We start from the raw sequence: 14,458 nt of genomic DNA, 5'->3' as shown, positions 1-14,458 counted from the left end.
GACCGGACGCTCAACTCCCGCGCCGGCTGGCATTCTCATCGCATGCCACATTTCGGGGACTACCAGAACGAGATCTACCTACAGGGCCTGGCCGGGGTTGTGCCGTCCCTGCCGATGGCCTTCGCCGAGCTCGAGGCCAAGGCCGCGACGGCGCTGCCGCCGTCGGTGTGGTCCTACGTCGCCGGGGGAGCGGGCAACGAACGCACGCAGCGGGCCAACTGCGAGGCGTTCGACCGGTGGGGTCTGGTCCCGCGCATGTTCGTCGGCGCCAGGGAGCGCGACCTGACCGTCGAGTTGTTCGGGATGACGCTGCCGACCCCGGTCTTCATGGCGCCGATCGGCGTCATCGGCCTGTGTGCCCAGGACGGGCACGGCGACCTGGCCACCGCCCGCGCGGCCGCGCGCACCGGCGTGCCCATGGTGGCCTCCACGCTGTCGGTCGACCCGATGGAAGACGTCGCCGCCGCCCTCGGCGACACCCCCGGGTTCTTCCAGCTGTACACGCCGACCGACCGGGAGCTGGCCGCCAGCCTGGTGCGGCGCGCCGAGGCCGCCGGCTTCAAGGGCATCGTCGTCACCCTCGACACCTGGGTCACCGGCTGGCGCCCGCGCGACCTGAGCACCTCGAACTTCCCGCAGCTGCGCGGCCATTGCCTGGCCAACTACACCAGCGACCCCGTCTTCCGGGCCGGCCTCCCGCGCCCTCCGGAGGAGGACCCCCAGGGCGCGGTGCTGCGCTGGATTCAGCTGTTCGCGAACGCGTTGACCTGGGACGACCTCGCCTGGCTGCGCTCGTTGACCGACCTTCCGCTGCTCCTGAAGGGCATCTGCCATCCCGACGACGCCCGCCGCGCCAGGGACGGTGGCGTCGACGGCATCTACTGCTCCAACCACGGCGGACGCCAGGCCAACGGCGGCCTGCCCGCACTGGACTCCCTGCGCGAGGTCGTCGAGGCGGCCGACGGGCTGCCGGTGTTGTTCGACTCGGGGGTCCGCAGCGGCGCCGACGTCGTCAAGGCGCTCGCCCTGGGCGCGACGGCGGTGGGCGTCGGCCGGCCCTACGCCTACGGCCTGGCGCTCGGCGGTGCCGACGGGATCGTGCACGTGCTGCGCATGATGTTGGCCGAGGCCGACCTGATCATGGCCGTGGACGGATATCCGGCACTGAAAGATCTCACGCCGGACACGCTGCGGCGCGTCGACTGAGCGCGGCCGCGTCCTGTCTGCGAGCGTGGAACAGTGCCGGATAGCGAACCCATCCTCGAGGAGTTCGACGAGTACCTGGCGCTGCAGTGCGGCCGGTCGGCGCACACCCGCCGCGCCTATCTGGGTGACCTGCGCTCGCTGCTGGCGTTCTGCGACGGGCGCGGGGTCGGCCTGGACGGGCTGAGCCTGCCGGTGCTGCGGTCGTGGCTGGCAGCGGCGGCCGGCGCGGGTGCGGCCCGCACGACACTGGCCCGTCGCACCTCGGCGGTCAAGGCGTTCAGCGCCTGGGCGGCGCGGCGCGGCCTGCTCGACGGGGATCCGGCCGCCCGGCTGCAGGTACCCAAGGCGCACCGGGCGCTGCCGGCGGTGCTGCGCCAGGATCAGGCAGCCGATGCCATGGCCGCCGCGAAATCCGGCGCGCAGCAAGGCGACCCGCTGGCGTTGCGGGACCGGCTGATCGTCGAGTTGCTGTATGCGACCGGGATCCGGGTGAGCGAGCTGTGCGGCCTGGACATCGACGACGTGGACACCCGGCACCGGCTGGTGCGTGTCCTGGGCAAGGGCAACAAGCAGCGCACCGTGCCGTTCGGGCTGCCGGCGGCCGACGCGCTCGGCGCGTGGCTGGCGGGCGGGCGCCCCGCCCTGGCGACCGCCGAGTCGGGTCCGGCGCTGCTGCTGGGCGCCCGCGGCCGGCGGCTCGACGTGCGCCAGGCCCGCACCGTCGTGCACCAGACCGTCGCCGCGGTCGACGGCGCACCCGACATGGGCCCGCACGGGCTGCGGCACAGCGCGGCCACGCATCTGCTCGAAGGGGGAGCCGACCTGCGGGTGGTGCAGGAACTGCTCGGGCATTCCAGCCTGGCGACCACCCAGCTCTACACCCACGTCGCGGTGTCGCGGCTGCGGGCGGTGCACGACCAGGCCCATCCGCGGGCCTAGCTTCACCGCGTCTGCTCGCCAGAGCGGCTCACCCGCCCAGCGGCTTGAGCCGCACCGGCGTGGACCTCAACAGGCCCAGCGGGTCGACGTAGCGGGCGCCCGACGCCGGTCCCCACATCGCACCCCAGTGCAGGCACGCCGCGGCCCGGCAGCCGGTGTGACCGGTCGCCAACGAGCCGATCACCGTGGCGGCCGTCACCGCCTGACCGGCGCGCACCGCCGCCCGGACGGGCTCGTAGCTGGTCCGCAATCCGCCGGGATGGGCCAGCGACACGACCGGCCGCCCGGCCAGCGACCCGGCGAACACCACGGTCGCGGCGCCCGCGGCGTACACCGGCTGGCCGGGTTTGCCGGCCAGATCGACGCCCCGATGCCCGGGCCGCCAGTCCGGGGACGGGGCGTCGAATCCGCGGGTGACGGCCGGGGCCGGCCGCAACGGCCAGTCCAGCCGAACGTCGTCGGCCACCGCCGGCGCCGCACCGACCCAGGTCAGGCACAGCATCAGCCGCCAAACCCGTCGCATCGGCTCAGTTCATCGCCGCCCCGGCGCCGCCACCACTCAGGGCGGCCGGTGCTGTGGAAAAACCACCCCCCGAGTCGGTGTAAACTCCAGGTCGCAGCTCGCTTGCGGGCTGACTTCGCGCGTCTGCAGCGCGACTCCCGTTGCACCAGGAGATCGCACCGCATGCCGGGCGGTCCCGACCGGGTTTTCCCGGGCGGGTCCGGCACGCAGCAGACGCCAGGGCCCGGCATCACCCGATGCCGGGCGGCAACCGACACACGTAAGGCACATCCATGGCCGTAGTCACCATGAAGCAGCTGCTGGACAGCGGCACCCACTTCGGGCATCAGACCCGTCGCTGGAACCCCAAGATGAAGCGGTTCATCTTCACCGACCGCAACGGCATCTACATCATCGACCTGCAGCAGACGCTGACCTTCATCGACAAGGCCTACGAGTTCGTCAAGGAGACCGTTGCCCACGGCGGCACGGTGCTGTTCGTCGGCACCAAGAAGCAGGCACAGGAATCCGTCGCGGCCGAGGCCATCCGCGTCGGCATGCCCTATGTGAATCAGCGGTGGCTGGGCGGCATGCTGACCAACTTCTCCACCGTGCACAAGCGGCTGCAGCGACTCAAGGAGCTCGAGGCGATGGAGCAGACCGGGGGCTTCGAGGGCCGCACCAAGAAGGAAATCCTGATGCTGACCCGCGAGAAGAACAAGCTCGAGCGCAGCCTCGGCGGTATCCGCGACATGGCCAAGGTGCCCTCGGCGATCTGGGTCGTCGACACCAACAAGGAGCACATCGCCGTCGGCGAGGCCCGCAAGCTGGGCATCCCGGTGATCGCCATCCTGGACACCAACTGCGACCCCGACGAGGTCGACTACCCGATCCCGGGCAACGACGACGCGATCCGCTCGGCCGCGCTGCTGACCAAGGTGATCGCCTCCGCGGTCGCCGAGGGCCTGCAGGCCCGCGCCGGCGTGGGCCGCGGCGACGGCAAGCCCGAGGTCGAGGCCGCCGAGCCGCTCGCCGAATGGGAGCAGGAGCTGCTGGCCTCCGCAACGGCGACAGCCACGGCAACCGCTGGTGCCGATGCCGCCACCGCTTTCGGCAACGAAGCCGCCGCGGGCGCAACCGAACCAACCACTGACTCCTCATAGGAAGGCCAATATGGCGAACTTCACCGCTGCCGACGTCAAGCGGCTTCGGGAACTCACCGGCGCCGGGATGCTGGACTGCAAGAACGCGCTGGCCGAAAGCGACGGCGACTTCGACAAGGCCGTCGAGGCGCTGCGCATCAAGGGCGCCAAGGATGTCGGCAAGCGTGCCGAGCGGGCCACGGCCGAAGGCCTGGTCGCGGCCAAGGGCGGCGCGCTCGTCGAGCTGAACTCGGAAACCGACTTCGTCGCCAAGAACGCCGAGTTCCAGGCGCTGGCCGACCAGGTCGTCGACGCCGCGCTGGCCGCCCAGGCCACCGACGTCGAGGCGCTCAAGGCCGCCAAGATCGGTGCGACGACCGTCGAGCAGGCCATCGCCGACCTGTCGGCCAAGATCGGCGAGAAGCTCGAACTGCGCCGCGTGCAGTTCTTCGGCGGCAACGTCGAGACCTACCTGCACAAGCGGGCCGCCGATCTGCCGCCCGCGGTCGGTGTGCTGGTCGAGTTCACCGGTGAGAACCAGGACGCGGCGCATGCCGTCGCGCTGCAGATCGCCGCGCTCAAGGCGCGCTACCTGTCGCGCGACGACGTGCCCGAGGACGTCGTGGCCAGCGAGCGCCGCATCGCCGAGGAGACCGCCAAGGCGGAGGGCAAGCCGGAGCAGGCGCTGCCCAAGATCGTCGAGGGCCGGCTGAACGGCTTCTTCAAGGACGCGGTGCTGCTCGAGCAGCCGTCGGTGTCCGACAACAAGAAGACCGTGAAGGCCCTGCTCGACGAGGCCGGCGTGACGGTGACGCGATTCGTCCGCTTCGAGGTGGGCCAGGCCTAGGCTGCGTACATGCGCCGCGTCCACGCCTTCGGTGACGACGCCCTCGGCGAACTCGACGCGGTCGGCCTGGCCGACGCCCTGCGTGCGGGCCGGGTCGGCCGGGCCGAGGTGATCGAGGCGGCCATCGCCCGCACCGAGGCCGTCGACCCGGTGCTCAACGGCCTGGCGTACGCGACGTTCCAGCAGGCCCGGGCGGCCGCCGCAGACGCGGTGGGCGACGGTTTTTTCGGCGGGGTTCCGACGTTCATCAAGGACAACGTCGACGTCGCCGGGCAGCCGACGATGCACGGCACCGACGCGTGGACGCCCTGGAACGCCGTCGGCAACAGCGAGTTCACCGACCTGTACCTGGCCACCGGGCTGACAGCGGTGGGCAAGACGCAGTTGTCGGAGTTCGGCTTCAGCGCCTCGGCCGAACACCCCCGGCTGGGGCCGGTCCGCAACCCGTGGGACACCGACTACAGCGCCGGCGCGTCGTCGTCGGGATCGAGTGCGTTCGTCGCCGCCGGTGTGGTGCCGATCGCGCACGCCAACGACGGCGGCGGTTCGATCCGAATTCCGGCCGCCTGCAACGGGATTGTGGGGCTCAAGCCGTCGCGGGGACGGCTGCCGCTGGACCCGACGCTGCGGCGGCTGCCGGTGGGCATCGTCACCAACGGGGTGGTGACCCGCTCGGTGCGTGACACCGCGGCCTTCTACCGGGAGGCGGAGCGCACCTGGCGCAATCACAAGCTGGCGCCGGTCGGCGATGTCACCGGCCCCGGTCGCCAGCGGCTGCGGATCGCCGTGCTGACCCGTTCGGTACGCCGGGAGTGCAGTCCCGAGATGCGGGAGCTGACGCTGAAGGCGGCCGGGCTCCTCGAGGGGCTGGGCCACCGCGTCGAACACCTCGACGAGCCGCCCGTGCCGGCCAGTTTCGTCGACGATTTCGTGCTGTACTGGGGCTCGCTGGCGTTGGCGCAGGTACGTACCGGGCGGCGGATGTTCGGCAGGACGTTCGACCGCGACCGCCTCGACAGCCTGACGCTGGGCCTGGAGCGACACAGCCGCCGCAACCTGCACCGCCTTCCGCTGGCCATCGCGCGCCTGCGCAGGCTGCGGAGACGCACCGCGGAATTCTTCGGCACCTACGACGCGGTGCTCACACCGACCCTGGCCGATCACACTCCCCGCATCGGTCACCTGGCTCCCACCGACTACCACCAGCTCATCGACCGCCTGATCGACTGGGTGGCGTTCACCCCGGTGCAGAACGTCACCGGCGAACCGGCGATCTCCCTGCCGTTGGCCCAGTCGGCCGACGGTATGCCCGTGGGCATGATGCTGTCGGCGGACACGGGGCAGGAAGCGCTGCTGCTGGAGCTGGCCTACGAGATCGAAGAGGCCCGGCCCTGGGCGCGCATCCAGTCCGGCGGAACATCGGCCTAGGCGCAACCGATTTCGCCGCATCCGGTTCGTCGTCGGGCACGTTTTGCCGTGGCCCGGTGACCTTGCGCGCCCCGGTTTGCACCCAACTCCTCGACGATGGGGCTCTGCGAGCCGATGCGCTTGGCCGATTCGGCGCAACCCGGCTCAGTATGCGAGCGCCGTGCCGCAGCCCGCTGCGCGTCCCCCAGCCGCTTTCGCCGTGTGCGCCAGGCCCGGAAGCGAGCGTCTCTGGCTGGCCTGGATTTTTCGCGGGGTGGCGTCGTGTCTGGGTGTCGATAGGCCAAAGTGCCTGTCCTGCAACACATTATGGGACTTCTCTAGGGTTCCATATGTCGAGCGGAAGGCACTTCGCAAGTGAAGAGTATCGCGGTGGCGCGGCGGGTGAAAGTATCGGCGGACGGTCGCGAGGTGGTGTCGCGCGCCGGGATGGGCTTGGTGCGGGAGCTGGCCGATCGTAGGGGGTTGTCCGCCCAGGTCACGGCGGTTTTGGCCGATACCTACAAGGGGCCGTGGGTGCACGCCCCGGGGGCGGTGTTTGCCGATCTGGCCGCGGCGGTGGCCGACGGCGCGGACTGTGTGGACGGGGTCGGGCAGCTGTGTGGGGATCGCGAGCACGTGTTCGGGGCCAAAGCCTCGACGCCAAAGCCTCGACGCCAAAGCCTCGACAACGACGATGTGGCGGCTGGTCGATGAGCGCATCGATGCCGTCCACCTGCCGAAGGTGCGCGCCGCCCGCGCGGCGGCCGGAGCCGCAGCCTGGGCGGCTGGGGCCGCGCCACCGGCGGGGGCGCCGCGGTACATCGATATCGACGCCACCCGGGTCATCGACCATTCCGACAACAAGGCCGACGCGGCGCCGACCTGGAAGAAGTCCTTCGGTCATCATCCGTTGCCGGCGTTTCTGGATCGTCCGGAGATTGCCGGAGGCGAACCGTTGGCCGGGCTGCTACGCAACGGCAACGCCGGGTCCAACACCGCGGCCGACCACATCACGGTGGTGGAGCAATCGTTAGCCTCGCTGCCGGCCGGTTGGCGTCCGGACCGAAACGATCCCACCGCGCCCACCGTCGTGGTGCGTTCAGACTCGGCCGGAGCCACCCATGCCTTCGCCACCGCCTGCCGCGAGCGTGGGGTCGGGTTCTCCTTCGGAGTTTCCCGTCGACGCCCGAGTCCAAGACGCCGTGGACACCCTCAACCCACGGTGATGGCTGGTACCCGGCGATCGACACCGCTGGCGGGATCCGGGACGGGGCGTGGGTGGCCGAGGCCACCGACCTGGTCGCCCTGGACACCTGGCCGGCCTGGAACTGCGGCATCGCCAACGCGCCCGCGTCGAAGACCGCATCCGGCAAGCCGAAGCCGCCGGGCTGGGCAACCTGCCCTGCCACAGCTTCGACGCCAACGCCGCCTGGCTCGAAATCGCCCTGGCAGCAGCCGATCTGGTGGCCTGGGCCAAACTCATCGGATTCACCGAAACCCCGCAGTTGGCTCGCTGCGAGATCGCCGCATTCCGCTACCGCGTGCTCCACGTCGCGGCCCGCATCACCCGCGCGGCCCGCCAAACACGGCTACGCATCGACGCGACCTGGCGCTGGGCGCACGCCATCGCCACCGCCTGGCACCGAGTCCGAGCCGCCTTTCCCTGACTCTTGAGCACACCAGCCCCGACAACCACGAAAGACCCTCGGCCCCCTCGGAAAGCCCGTCCACCCCGGCGACACGGGACAGCCAAACACGTCCTCAGGCCCAAAACAGATGGCGCTCAGCGACTTTCGCGGTATCGCGCCACCAAACCCCACCGTCGCGAAAAATCGACGCTAGTCCGACCCGAGTTTCTCGAGCATCCGTTTGAACTCGCGCCGCTGAGCCTCGGTCAGCTTCGACAGGATGCGGGCGTCGGCGGCGCGCACCGCGGCCTCGGCGCGCTTGAGCAGCATGCGGCCCTGGCCGGTCAGCGTGGCCGGCAGCGCGCGCCCCGACGAGACCGAAGCCGGGCGTGTTGCCGCGCCGACGCTTTCCAGTTTGCGCAGCACGGAGTTCATCGCCTGCGGCGTGACGTTGGTGTGCCGGGACAACTCGGCGCTGGACAACCCGGGCGACGTCGACAGGAGACGCAGGCAAACGAATTCGGGCAGCGTCAGCCCCAGCGGGCCCAAGGCCGCCGAAACCTCCGGGCGCAGGACGGCACCGACCCGGTAGAGCAGATAACCCAGCGGAGCGTCTTGCGCCTGAACCATGTCAACGATATTGACATATTCTTTCCGGCGAAGCCGACGACACGCGTTTCCGCGCCCCGATTGCGGGTAGAGGACGTGCATGACGGCGAGGCTGTTCCGGGACCGTGACGACCCGACGGCCCGTGCGTCGCCGCGCGGGGAAGCCCCGGCTGCATGGTGTTCGCCGCAGCCGGCGGTGGGTGCCGCGCAACCCCGTGGTCGCCGGTCTCGCCGAACGGCTGCGCACGTGCGACGTCGCCCACCCGGCCGGGTTGTCTCGACCCTGCCCTCGAAATGGTCCTGCCTCAAGCATGTCCAGCGATTCCCGCATTTCGAGCATTTCGAGCGCCGACGCGGCTGGGCCACCGGGCGGTGGGCCGCGCGGGCAACCGAGCAGCGCATCGCGCACCCGCCGATGCCCGATAGACCCACTGGAGAGACGACGAAGTGAAGTGGCCGGAATTCTGCGAACCGGGGCAAAGACTGCGGATCGGCGCGGGGAGCCGGACCTGCTCGGTGCCCGCTGCGACGCCCTGCTCGCCGGCCGGCGGGGCCGGCCGGCCCATCCCGAACCGCGCCGGTCCGAAGTCGATCTGCACATGCACCGGCCTGGCTTGCCCGCGAGGTTCGCCGCTACGGCGTGCATTCGATGGTGCATGTGTCGATCGACGGGGCCTTCTCGGCACCACAGGTGGAGGCGATCGCGCTCGACGAGGACGGGCTTCGCTCGCCGAAGCAGATCTCGCCTGGCGCGGCTGATGGCGGCGAAGCAGGAGCGGAGCCGACGACAACGAGGATGGAGACAACGATGAGCAGGATTCGCTGGATGCTTCGACTGACGGTCGCCGGGATTGCGGCGGCGGCGATACCGGGACTGGCCGGGGTGAGCGGGGTTGCGGCGCCGGCGCGCGCGGCGGCGCCGGAATTCCTGAAAGTGCCGTCGCCCTCGATGGGGCACGACATCACGATCGAGTTCCAGCAGGGCGGCGCGCCGGCGGTGTACCTGCTGGACGGGTTGCGCGCCCAGGACGACCGCAGCGGTTGGGACATCAACACCAACGCTTTCGGCGACTACGCCGGCTCGGGCATCTCGGTGGTCATGCCGGTCGGCGGGCGGTCCAGCTTCTACACCGACTGGTACGGGCCGGCCAACAACAGCGACGGCCCTCCCCAGACCTACAAGTGGGAGACCTTCCTGACCAGCGAGTTGCCCGGCTACCTGGCGAGCAGGGGCGTCCGCAGAACCGGTAATGCCGTCGTCGGGATCTCCATGTCGGGCTCCTCGGCCCTGATCCTGGCGGCCTACCACCCCCGGCAGTTCACCTATGCCGGCTCGCTGTCGGCCTACCTGACACCCTCGAGCGGTTCGGGGCCGATGTACATCGGGATGGCAATGGGCAACGAGGGCGGATTCAACCCCCAGGACATGTGGGGACCGGATGGCGGACCCGGTTGGCAGCGTAACGATCCCACCGTCCAGGTCGGCAGGTTGGTCGCCAACAACACGCGGCTGTGGGTCTACAGCGGTAACGGGACGGCCTCGGACATCGGCGAGGGGAGCATCCCGGGCACCGTCATCGAGCAGGTGGTGATGGACAGCAACGTGGCCTTCAAGAATGCCTACCTCGGTGCGGGCGGCCACAACGCGACGTTCAACATCGACCAGAACGGCGTGCACAGTTGGGGATACTGGGGCGCCCAGTTGTCGGCCATGAAGCCGGACATGCAGCACACGCTCGGTGCCGGCGGGGCGTCCGGATAACCGTTTCCGGGACCGATCCCCGTCGCGGGCGACTACCGCGGAGGAGATCAGCAGCGCGTGTGCCACCGGGGGACGACGCGCTGACTGTACCGAAGGTTCGACGACGGCCCTGTGCGCCGCCATGTGTCGCGATTGCCGCCCGAGACATGTTGCTGTGCAACAGTTTCCTTCGCGTCTTCCTCGGCGTCGACGAAGTCGGCGGCCAGTCGGCTGACCTGGTCGAGCGCGTCCTGCTGGGTGGTGCCCAACGAGGTCAACGTCGGGATTTCCAGGCAGCGCGCAAAATACTTCCGGTACGTGGGAGACCACACGACGCGGTAGGTGTAGCGCTCGATCATCATAGGAAGCTCCTCGGTCGGTATCGGTTCGTCGCCGGTCGGCGGCCGGTGTGCCGTTCGCCTGCGAATTGACCCACTCTGAGACGGGGAATCACCTGGACGTACGGGTGGCGTCTGCTCCAGCACCCGGTGCGGAATGCGGCTGAGCCGGTTATTCGCCGTCGATGGCGCCGGTCATTTCATTTCAGCCTGGGGCCGACCCTACCCGACGAATCCGGCCGCCCGGCCCGAATTACGCTGCCGTGACCGGACTCACACCCCGCAAGCCGGCTGCCCGGCACGTCCCAGTGGCAGGTTCTGCCCGAACGACTCCACGCTCTCCGCGGCCATGATCGAGGGGATGAGCGGGGTCCGTCTCGGTCCCGGCGCCGCAGCTGTTGACCCGAATCCCCGTGTCGCCCGGCAGCTGTACGAGGCTGGCCGCGAAGTTGGCGATCGCGGCCCCGGTCGCCGCGTACGGCGCCAGGTTCGGGTTGGAGTTCTCGGAGTACACCGAGGAGCTGCCGATGATCGACGGCGTGTGCGCCGGCCGACGGGGCCGGCCGCGGCGCCGGTGGTTGTGGTATGCGTGTTGCGGAAGTGGCGCAGTTGTGTTGCCGCGCAAAGCAGTTTCGGGCTGTCAGTCCAGGTCGGGCGGGCCACCGCGACGCATGCGCGGTAGCGGCGAGTTTGAAATATCGGCCGAGAGGCTATGGAACCTTGCAAGACCCCTAACAAGACCCCGTACAAGACCAATGTGCGGTTGTCGCCTCAGCGCGACTGTTCGACACGAAAGGAATTGAACATGAAGTTCACCACTTCCGCTGCAACTACCGCTGCAAAAACTGCAGTTGCTGCCGGTGCGATCGCAGCGGCAAGCGTCTTCACCGCCGCGACGGCATCCGCCGCGCCGCCAACCGTCCAGGGATTCGGCACCAGCGAAAAGCTCGTCGACGGGCCGCTGGTCACCGCGTACAGCGTGAACAACCTGCACGCGACCAACACCGTCATTCCCGGATACACCCCGAAAGGCAAGCTGTACCAGGCAGATATCACCGCCACGGCTGACGGCGGGACCGTGACCCCGTTGGTCTCGGACTTCAACGCCCGATCGGCCGACGGCCAGACCTACCGGGTGATCGACAATGTTCCCACCCCCAACGGCCTCAGCCCCGCTCCGATCTTGCAGGGCCAGCAGTCGAGCGGGAGGTTGTACTTCGACGTGACCGGACAGCCGCCGAACGGCGTCGTGTACAACGACGGGGTGCAGGACGTCCTCATCTGGACGAGCAACGTCTGACCGCCCACCCCGGCTGACAAACCTCCCCGCGTCGCGTCCGACACGGGGAGGTTTGTCAGCGGTTCATTTCGTTGCTTCCGCGGCTCCGCCCCGGTGGCGACGCTTCGGACAGGACCGCCCGCTGCACGGCACCGCCCGCGACGCGTTCACGGCGATCTGCGGCGACGGCCTGTCGAAGGCGCTGCGGCTCGACATCCTGTTGTGGCTCAAGGCTTTCCCGCTCGCGGTGTCGCTGCCGTGGGGGATAGTGCCGGCGTGCGCTGCCCCTGTTCGCCTGAGGCGACTGCCTGAGGGGCCTGAGGGGATCGCCGAGGTCGGCGAAAGGTGTTGCGGCACAGTGGCCTACGGAACCCGCTCAACCACGGTCCGCGTCCGGGCCGGCCGACGGCCGCGGCGCGGATGCCGGGTCGCCGACGATCCATTGCGGTCGCGGCGGAGTCGCCGCCATGTAGCCCACCCCGCGGACGGTCTCGATCATCGATTTGTGTGCGGCTCCGAGCTTGGCGCGCAGCCGCCGCACGTGGACGTCGACCGTGCGGACACGGCCGGTGCTGTCATAGCCCCACACCTCGTGCTGCAGCCGGGTGCGGGTGAATGCGCGGCCGGCGTGCTGCACCAGGAAGCTCAACAATTTGAACTCGGTGAGCGTCAGGTGCAGGTCCATGCCGGCCAGCGAGCCCGTGCAGCTGGCCGGGTGCAGCACCAGGTCGCCGAACTTCAGCGCGCCGTCCAGTGCGCTGCGGCGGCGCGCGATGGCCAGCCGGAGCCGGGCCTGCAGCTCGTCGGCCTCCGCCGCGGGCGGCATCACGTCGTCGAAATGCCAGTCGATGTCGATCCCCGCGAAGTCCGCGGGCGCCACGATGGCCACCACCGCGATCGCCGGCGCGGCGGCCGTCAGCCGGCGGCAGACGGTTCGGGCCGTCGCGGGGTCGGTGCGCGCGTCGATGATCGCGACGTCGGCGGAACCGGGATGCCCGTCGGCGTGGTCGGCAAGGGGCGCGCGCCGCAGCCGGCGTGCAAACGACTTCAGCGTCGGCAACGCCGATTCGAAATCGTCCTCGTCGGTGACCAGTAGAACGTCCAACGACATCTCCCAAACCGGGTTTGCCACGGAGGCACCTCGCGCGGAGATGTCTGCCGGCGCGGCGCGGATTACCCGCTCGCCGGGAGAATTATGCCAACTCTTCCGCCTTTGCGGACCCCGAATCGTCCCCGGTCGGGGTGTCCCCGGGAAAAGTTTGCTCCCGAACTCACTAACCCCGGCGCCCGAACCGATGAGCCCGGCCCGTCGGTTCGGGCCGGGCTCATCGTCGCGACAAGCTACTGGTTGGACTTCTGGCGCTCTTCGGCCGCCCTGGCGCTGCCGCGGGCCGCCTCGGCCTCGGCTTCCTTCTTCGCCGCGTTGCGCTGTGCCTCGGCCTTGTCCTGCTGGGCCTGGCCCTCGCGGGTGAGGTCGTCCTGGCCCGTCACCGCCCCGACGGCCTCCTTGGCCTTACCTTTGACGTCCTCGACGACGCCCTTCACGGCTTCCGCGGGTCCGGAGTTGTTGGTGTCCGCCATGAATCAGCTCCTCCTCAGTGGCGTACGTGGAAACGAGCGGTTCCGCTCCTTGCCGATTCGGTGAACGATTCGGCAACACAGCAGCTAGCGGCCCTAATTCTCAAGGCCGGTCGTTTCCTGCTGCGCCCTGGCCTATTCCCGTGCCGCGGCGCGACCAAACATCCGCGGCGGGCCGGCGCGGCCCCGCCCGCGCGTCCTTTGCCGGTAATCCACCCCGGCCACGCCGGGGTGTGCTGCGATGAGGCAGGATGTGGAAGGCCGTTCCGGAGGAGTTCGCCCGGGATGGCGCTCTCATGCGAGGAGTCTGATGACGGAGCCGACGGAAGGCGTCAACGGCGCACCGGCGAGTCGAGCCAAATATTCACGGGTGTTGCTCAAGCTCGGCGGCGAGATGTTCGGCGGCGGCCAGGTCGGCCTGGATCCCGACGTGGTGGCCCGGGTGGCCCGCCAGATCGCCGAGGTGGTGCGCACCGGCGTCCAGGTCGCCGTGGTGATAGGCGGCGGGAACTTCTTCCGGGGCGCCCAACTTCAGCAGCGCGGCATGGAGCGCACCCGGTCGGACTACATGGGGATGCTCGGCACCGTCATGAACAGCCTTGCGCTGCAGGATTTCCTGGAGAAGGAGGGCATCGTCACAAGGGTCCAGACCGCGATCACCATGGGCCAGGTGGCCGAGCCCTACCTCCCGTTGCGGGCCGTCCGTCACCTGGAGAAGGGCCGGGTGGTCATCTTCGGCGCCGGCATGGGCCTGCCGTACTTCTCCACCGACACCACGGCGGCCCAGCGGGCGCTGGAGATCGGCGCCGACGTCGTCCTGATGGCCAAGGCGGTGGACGGCGTGTTCACCGAGGACCCCCGGGTGAATCCCGAGGCGGAGATGCTGACCGTGATCACCCATCGCGAAGTGATCGACCGAGGGTTGCGGGTGGCCGATACCACCGCGTTCAGCCTGTGCATGGACAATGGCATGCCGATCCTGGTGTTCAACCTGCTGACCAATGGCAATATCGCCCGCGCGGTCGCTGGTGAGAAGATCGGAACGCTGGTCACCACCTGAAGGGGACGACGTGATGATCGACGCTGGCGACGATGCAGAGCGCAGCGATGAGGAGGAGCGGCGCAGATGATCGACGCTGGCGACGATGCAGAGCGCAGCGATGACGAGGAGCGGCGCAGATGATCGACGCTGGCGACGATGCAGAGCGCAGCGATGAGGAGGAGCGGCGCAGATGATCGACG

The 14,458-nt window shown here is 69.6% G+C and carries 12 protein-coding genes and 5 pseudogenes; 10 read left to right on the top strand and 7 right to left on the bottom strand.

All coding sequences use genetic code 11. The features are described 5' to 3' along the window. The first annotated feature begins 42 nt into the window (after positions 1–42). Together FPZ47_RS12555 and FPZ47_RS12550 are read left to right on the top strand one after the other, a co-directional pair. On the top strand, positions 43–1,206 hold the full coding sequence (locus FPZ47_RS12555) for a lactate 2-monooxygenase (protein ID WP_144951874.1): 1,164 nt from the start codon (positions 43–45) through the stop codon (positions 1,204–1,206). Between the two features lie 33 nt (positions 1,207–1,239). Beyond that, complete coding sequence (locus FPZ47_RS12550) at positions 1,240–2,145, top strand: tyrosine recombinase XerC (protein ID WP_144951876.1); 906 nt, start codon at positions 1,240–1,242, stop codon at positions 2,143–2,145. Between the two features lie 37 nt (positions 2,146–2,182). Here FPZ47_RS12550 and FPZ47_RS12545 read toward each other — a convergent pair. Beyond that, a pseudogene (locus FPZ47_RS12545) lies at positions 2,183–2,668 on the bottom strand (M23 family metallopeptidase); the annotation flags it as partial. Between the two features lie 272 nt (positions 2,669–2,940). On the opposite strand from FPZ47_RS12545, the gene rpsB reads away from it, so the two are divergent. The 4 genes and pseudogenes from rpsB to FPZ47_RS12525 all read left to right on the top strand — a co-directional run bounded on the left by rpsB (position 2,941) and on the right by FPZ47_RS12525 (position 7,710). Further along, positions 2,941–3,810, top strand: a complete 870-nt coding sequence (gene rpsB, locus FPZ47_RS12540) for a 30S ribosomal protein S2 (RefSeq protein ID WP_144951880.1) — start codon at positions 2,941–2,943, stop codon at positions 3,808–3,810. A 10-nt stretch (positions 3,811–3,820) separates the two neighbouring features. Next, positions 3,821–4,636 (top strand): translation elongation factor Ts, encoded by an 816-nt coding sequence (tsf, locus tag FPZ47_RS12535; RefSeq protein ID WP_144951882.1) that lies wholly within the window; start codon positions 3,821–3,823, stop codon positions 4,634–4,636. Between the two features lie 9 nt (positions 4,637–4,645). Next, entirely contained in the window at positions 4,646–6,064 is a 1,419-nt protein-coding gene (locus FPZ47_RS12530; RefSeq protein ID WP_144951884.1) for an amidase, read from the top strand. A gap of 354 nt (positions 6,065–6,418) precedes the next feature. Further along, a pseudogene (locus FPZ47_RS12525) lies at positions 6,419–7,710 on the top strand (transposase). Between the two features lie 171 nt (positions 7,711–7,881). Here the strand turns inward: FPZ47_RS12525 and FPZ47_RS12520 are convergent. Beyond that, positions 7,882–8,301 carry a MarR family winged helix-turn-helix transcriptional regulator gene (locus FPZ47_RS12520; protein ID WP_144951886.1) on the bottom strand — a complete coding sequence of 140 codons (420 nt, stop codon included), beginning with the start codon at positions 8,299–8,301 and terminating at the stop codon, positions 7,882–7,884. A gap of 787 nt (positions 8,302–9,088) precedes the next feature. Between FPZ47_RS12520 and FPZ47_RS12515 the strand changes: the two genes are divergently transcribed. Next, positions 9,089–10,042 (top strand): esterase family protein, encoded by a 954-nt coding sequence (locus tag FPZ47_RS12515; protein ID WP_144951894.1) that lies wholly within the window; start codon positions 9,089–9,091, stop codon positions 10,040–10,042. A 47-nt stretch (positions 10,043–10,089) separates the two neighbouring features. On the opposite strand, the gene FPZ47_RS12510 is transcribed toward FPZ47_RS12515, so the two are convergent. Further along, the gene (locus FPZ47_RS12510; RefSeq protein ID WP_144951888.1) at positions 10,090–10,383 is read right to left on the bottom strand and encodes a hypothetical protein; all 294 of its coding nucleotides are present in this window, start codon (positions 10,381–10,383) and stop codon (positions 10,090–10,092) included. 261 nt (positions 10,384–10,644) lie between these two features. Beyond that, positions 10,645–10,894, bottom strand: a pseudogene (locus FPZ47_RS12505) (SDR family oxidoreductase); the annotation flags it as partial. A gap of 270 nt (positions 10,895–11,164) precedes the next feature. Here FPZ47_RS12505 and FPZ47_RS12500 point away from each other — a divergent pair. Then, on the top strand, positions 11,165–11,659 hold the full coding sequence (locus FPZ47_RS12500) for an MPT63 family protein (RefSeq protein WP_144951896.1): 495 nt from the start codon (positions 11,165–11,167) through the stop codon (positions 11,657–11,659). 154 nt (positions 11,660–11,813) lie between these two features. Continuing rightward, positions 11,814–11,948: pseudogene (locus FPZ47_RS30635) on the top strand (lysophospholipid acyltransferase family protein); the annotation flags it as partial. A gap of 66 nt (positions 11,949–12,014) precedes the next feature. Here FPZ47_RS30635 and FPZ47_RS12495 read toward each other — a convergent pair. Further along, the gene (locus FPZ47_RS12495) at positions 12,015–12,749 is read right to left on the bottom strand and encodes a winged helix-turn-helix domain-containing protein (protein WP_144951898.1); all 735 of its coding nucleotides are present in this window, start codon (positions 12,747–12,749) and stop codon (positions 12,015–12,017) included. Between the two features lie 230 nt (positions 12,750–12,979). Then, positions 12,980–13,219 (bottom strand): microaggregate-binding protein 1, encoded by a 240-nt coding sequence (mbp1, locus tag FPZ47_RS12490; RefSeq protein ID WP_144951890.1) that lies wholly within the window; start codon positions 13,217–13,219, stop codon positions 12,980–12,982. A gap of 307 nt (positions 13,220–13,526) precedes the next feature. Between mbp1 and pyrH the strand changes: the two genes are divergently transcribed. Continuing rightward, positions 13,527–14,276, top strand: a complete 750-nt coding sequence (gene pyrH / locus FPZ47_RS12485) for a UMP kinase (RefSeq protein ID WP_144951892.1) — start codon at positions 13,527–13,529, stop codon at positions 14,274–14,276. Here pyrH and FPZ47_RS28920 read toward each other — a convergent pair. Beyond that, a pseudogene (locus FPZ47_RS28920) lies at positions 14,266–14,458 on the bottom strand (hypothetical protein); the annotation flags it as partial. The gene pyrH and the pseudogene FPZ47_RS28920 sit on opposite strands and share 11 nt — an antisense overlap.

This window comes from Mycobacterium helveticum (assembly GCF_007714205.1).
GTDB classification, from domain to species: Bacteria; Actinomycetota; Actinomycetes; order Mycobacteriales; family Mycobacteriaceae; genus Mycobacterium; species Mycobacterium helveticum.
This window is presented reverse-complemented; position numbering and strand designations above follow the sequence as displayed.

Coding starts and splice junctions, on each gene's coding strand:
- FPZ47_RS12555 (WP_144951874.1), top strand. CDS start 43: ATGCCACATTTCGGGGACTACCAGAACGAGATCTACCTACAGGGCCTG.
- rpsB (WP_144951880.1), top strand. CDS start 2,941: ATGGCCGTAGTCACCATGAAGCAGCTGCTGGACAGCGGCACCCACTTC.
- tsf (WP_144951882.1), top strand. CDS start 3,821: ATGGCGAACTTCACCGCTGCCGACGTCAAGCGGCTTCGGGAACTCACC.
- FPZ47_RS12530 (WP_144951884.1), top strand. CDS start 4,646: ATGCGCCGCGTCCACGCCTTCGGTGACGACGCCCTCGGCGAACTCGAC.
- FPZ47_RS12520 (WP_144951886.1), bottom strand. CDS start 8,301: ATGGTTCAGGCGCAAGACGCTCCGCTGGGTTATCTGCTCTACCGGGTC.
- FPZ47_RS12515 (WP_144951894.1), top strand. CDS start 9,089: ATGAGCAGGATTCGCTGGATGCTTCGACTGACGGTCGCCGGGATTGCG.
- FPZ47_RS12510 (WP_144951888.1), bottom strand. CDS start 10,383: ATGATGATCGAGCGCTACACCTACCGCGTCGTGTGGTCTCCCACGTAC.
- FPZ47_RS12500 (WP_144951896.1), top strand. CDS start 11,165: ATGAAGTTCACCACTTCCGCTGCAACTACCGCTGCAAAAACTGCAGTT.
- FPZ47_RS12495 (WP_144951898.1), bottom strand. CDS start 12,749: ATGTCGTTGGACGTTCTACTGGTCACCGACGAGGACGATTTCGAATCG.
- mbp1 (WP_144951890.1), bottom strand. CDS start 13,219: ATGGCGGACACCAACAACTCCGGACCCGCGGAAGCCGTGAAGGGCGTC.
- pyrH (WP_144951892.1), top strand. CDS start 13,527: ATGACGGAGCCGACGGAAGGCGTCAACGGCGCACCGGCGAGTCGAGCC.